Here is a 4,471-nt window from a genome sequence, read left to right on the forward strand (position 1 = left end):
AACGAAAAAACACAGATGATCCGCGCTCAGAACTTCGTCCACGCGAGGCGGAACAAGATAACCCTGCTCTGGAGAATAGGGAAGATAACGTGACATACTCTCTTCTCGTATAAATAACTCCGAAAATCAAGTAGTACTCACACAGACTCGACAGAGCAGAGAGAGTTCGAGTACAAAACATCCCAATAAAAACGGGCTATTGCTGCACTGTCGCAAAACCGAACAGCACTAAAGAATTTGCGGACTTGACAATCCACAAGCCGAGACGAGAGTCTAGCTGCACAACACAAAAAACAGAACCAAGTTTTTTCTTTTTCCCAGGTCCTGCTCGTCTGGAGGACTGTTCTTGATCTGCCTACAATTCGTCTCGTCCTTGCTGCGCTCTTTTATCAGGAAGAGCTTTGGTGTCGTTCCTGCTCGCCCATCTGGCGCGTTCACAGGAACGAGCCTCATGCCGAGAGGTTCAGCTAGGATTACAAGACTTGCATTCTTGTCTTTTCTTCTTAGTCTTTCACCGTGGGCTGGCGCACAGGCACCTATTCCCCAAACGATTGGCCTTCCCCCCGATGGGACGCGAGTCACGCTCCCGCTAGGCGGGACGTCCGCTTCCATGATCGATCTCTCAATCGATGTCCTTAGTGGGAATCTGCATATCGAGATTCCGCTTTATACCTCGCCGCAAAGAGGGGGATTGTATCTCCGCTATAAGCTCATCTACGACAGTGCTACCTGGGACATGCGGGAGAACAATCAAGCCTTTAAGTTCTATGAGAGAGGTTATTCGGGCGGATCCGGAGGATGGAGGCTCATCACCGAAACCAATGGCGCTATAAGGACTTCGCCTTTCGGGTTTTACGATACTTCACAAGTCGCATGCCCACCCGATACTTACACTGATGGTCCAGACAAGTCAGCGGACGTCTATTACCCCTTTTATCTGCAAGACTGGAATGGAACAACTCGTACATTTCCCGTCGACCATCAGACCAAAAGAGATTGCAGGGTTGGCGACGGGACACCTATTGCGCAAGGATATTCGGACGACGGCGATGGATACTTTCTATCAGTCAAGAATTACAACGAGGTTGATCAGGTTTTTAATGCGTCTGGAGAAGCCCCCTCAAGAGACACCAATGGAAATTTCATCGGAACCACCGATTCCGTCGGGAGGAGCGTCCTCCAGACAAGCATTTCTGACGCAGGTCAGCACTCTTTAACGTTTCCTACCCAGGCCGGGAGTTCTAGCGTTGTAATTACAACATCTGCCGCACCAGCGGTGTGCACGAACTTTTACGGAGGAAATCCCCCTCCAAGTACGTCTGAGTTCTGTGACACAAGCTTAAGCCAGCGAATCACGGCCGTGCAAATTCTTACAGGGCAATCCTTTCATTTCGACTATGATTCGGGTGGCTCGCCTGGCCACTACGGCGGATTGAATTCTATACAACTCCCGACGGGGGAGTCCCTGACGTTTACATACTTGCCGGGCTATACAGATGCCCTGGACAGCGGAGTCCCGGTACTTCGCGTCACCCAGGCCACGGTAGGAACTGCAGTCTATGACATCGTCTATTCCGCGCTGCCGGGAGGTGGCCATTTTACGGTGTCCGGAAGTCGTCAAATATGTGGGGTTACGACTACCGAACATAGTTCCTGTGTTCGTGGTCCTTCGCGTTTTGACGTATCAGCAAACGCCTTTGTGCGGGACGAGACGATTTATTCAGCCCCAGTCGTCGGAACCCAATGGCCAAATCTGGCTACGATCGATGTTTATTCCGGCGCGGCGGCCGGTGGAAGTCTAATCAAGCGAACTACGTTCGGTGACTATGCTTTTCCCGGACGTCCTGGCTTTATAAAACAGACGCTCGACGACGGATCGAGCTCGATCGTGCGCTATATGTATGGCGCATCGGTCGGATCTACTCCACTTAACTTTGTCACAGCCAAGAAGGAATGGGACTTTGGTAAGGCGGAAACCAGTACGCCCGATCGCGAAACGGATGTTGAGTTCGACCACTCGAGTGACCTGGTTAATGCGCACATCTTGGATAGGGTAAAGAGCATTAAAAAGTATGATCAGGGAACCAAGATCAGCCAAGTTGATTATGGGTATGACGAATGGGATCTGAGTACGGTATCTGGCTATCAAAATAACTCGGTTGCCGGCATTGCGAGTCATGATGACACGAACTATTCATCAAACAGAAGAGTCGGAAGAGGGAACCTGACATCTGTCACGCAATACATCAATATGGTTCCCGGTGACACCATATCGAGTAGTTTCCATTACAACATTCTGGGTCAGCTTGTGTACCAAGTTGACGGTCGAGGAAACGAGACCGATTACGACTACACGGACTGCTTTGGCGCAGCAAATTCTACTTCTTGTACAAATTCAGGAACGTTCGCGTATCAGACGCGCATACGTAATGCGAAACAGCAAGAAACAAGTTTTCGCTATTCTGCAGATGATGGTGCCGTAGTCGCACACAAAGATGCAAACAGCGAGACAGTGGCTATAGCGAGAGATGCCGCGGGAAGGGTGACGGACACATGGAATCCTGACGGTGGACATATCTCAGTCGATTTTGGGGGAACGCAACATCCTGACTGGGTGACAACGACCGTAATTGCCACTCCGAACCCCTCGATTGAGACACGTGTTGTATTAGATAGCCAAGGCCGCAAAATTGATATACAGCGCCTTAACCAACCCTCATCATGTTCCGGGGGAACCATACATCAAAAGACGGCATACGATCTGGTTGGCAAGGTCGTCTCTGAAACAACTCCATACTGCGCAAGCTCGGATTCCTATACGACAGGTTATGACTATGATGCACTGGGTCGAATGATTCGGAAAACCAATCCCGATTCGAGTAAAGAGTCGAACGTATACTCAGGAAGCTCGGTCACATTTATCGACGAGTCTACTCGCAAAAGCAAGTTGGTCCGGAATGCATTTGGAGATATTACCGACGTCTACGAGGACCCTTCCGGGCTCAGTCTCCACACGAACTATATCTACGATGCGCTCGGCAACCTGAAAACGGTCACCCAATCAGGAGTTTCTGGCGAAGCCGCACGGACCCGCACCTTCAATTACGATTCGCTTTCCCGCCTCACGAAGTCCTGCAATCCAGAGTCTCTTTCTGTGGGCAATCTCTGCGACGGAAATCAAAGCTGGAGTTTCGTCTATAGCTACGATGCGAACGGAAATCTAACCTACCGAACGGACGCGCGCGGCATTATTACGCAATACACCTACGATGCCCTGAATCGGTTGACGGATCGGACTTACCCCAGTGGGGATTACACGAATACTCCATCAGCACACTACCGGTACGATGTCGCGCAGGACACTCACAACTCCAGCGCTCTCTTCGCTGCGAGCAACCCGATTGGCCGCTTGACGTATCAGTGGACCGGCGACGGCGGAACTCCGGAGACCTGGAACGGTTTTAGCTACGATGCAATGGGCAGGGTTACGACGGTTGGATCGTGCACGCCGAGAAGCTGCGGTCATCCTCGTTCTGATACGCAGTTCAGCTATGATCTTGCCGGCAATGAAATATCAAGGAGTTTCGGAGTCGATTGGTGGCACGGTAACTACTTCGAACCATTCCAGATGATGCGGCGGCCCATCGAGTTCGATGACACTTTCCCAGAACGGAATGCTGAACATCGATGGATGGCTGGTCGATCATGAGGACGGCGCACCCTCCGCGGGGGTAGAAGTGCTGATCGATGGCAACGTCATCGGGAGAGTCCGAACGGGTACGCATGACCGCCCTGACGTCGTCGCCGCCTTCAGTCAGCCCGGCAGCAGTATTTATGACTCAAACGCTTCTAATTTCCTTCATAGCGGATGGCTCTTCAGCGGCTCGATTGGGAGTTTATCGGTAGGGACACATACCCTGGCGACACGCGGTATGGATTTCGATGGGAATCAATCTACCTGCTGGAATCAGGCCACACTGACTGTGTCCTCTCATCAGCAGATCATGAGTTGGATCGACGGTTCGGGTACTAATCCGACGGTCAACCAGGGCGCAACGCTGACTGTCTCTGGATGGGCCGTCTCCCCTGACGGTTCGCCGCAGTCGCCTGTAAGCCAGGTGGAACTCTTCCTTGATGGCAAGTCGGTTGGTCTCGCGACCCTTGGCGATTCACGTCCTGATGTTGCCAGCGGCACTGGCATCCCGGGCGCGGCCCAGAGCGGTTGGCACGCCTCGATCCCGATTGGAAATATCGCGGTCGGAATACACCGCATCTCGGCAATTGCGACAGACTCCGCTCAGTCCACCAACACTGGCCCCATCTATACATTCCAGGTGGTTGGCAGCAATCCATCCTCCGCACCTACGATCACAGGGAACACCGTCTACAGCGAGTCTCTGTCGTACGAGCCGAATGGCAACGTACAGCAAATGATTGACTCCCTCGCTGGGACGTGGAGGTATTATTACTC

General features: G+C 52.1%; 2 protein-coding genes. Both read left to right on the forward strand.

Going from position 1 to position 4,471, the window contains the following annotated elements:
- Nucleotides 1-610 precede the first annotated feature (610 nt).
- On the forward strand, nucleotides 611-3,709 hold the full coding sequence (locus AB4043_RS18315; protein ID WP_442307722.1) for an RHS repeat domain-containing protein: 3,099 nt from the start codon (nucleotides 611-613) through the stop codon (nucleotides 3,707-3,709).
- Nucleotides 3,654-4,471: hypothetical protein (locus AB4043_RS18320; RefSeq protein ID WP_442307723.1), on the forward strand; the 818-nt coding region annotated here is incomplete at its 3' end. The genes AB4043_RS18315 and AB4043_RS18320, both read left to right, overlap by 56 nt.

The sequence above is a fragment of the Terriglobus sp. YAF25 genome, assembly GCF_052113305.1.
GTDB lineage: Bacteria > Acidobacteriota > Terriglobia > Terriglobales > Acidobacteriaceae > Terriglobus.

What these genes read in the sequence shown, in the direction of transcription:
- AB4043_RS18315 (WP_442307722.1), top strand. Translation starts at nt 611, where the DNA reads ATGATCGATCTCTCAATCGATGTCCTTAGTGGGAATCTGCATATCGAG.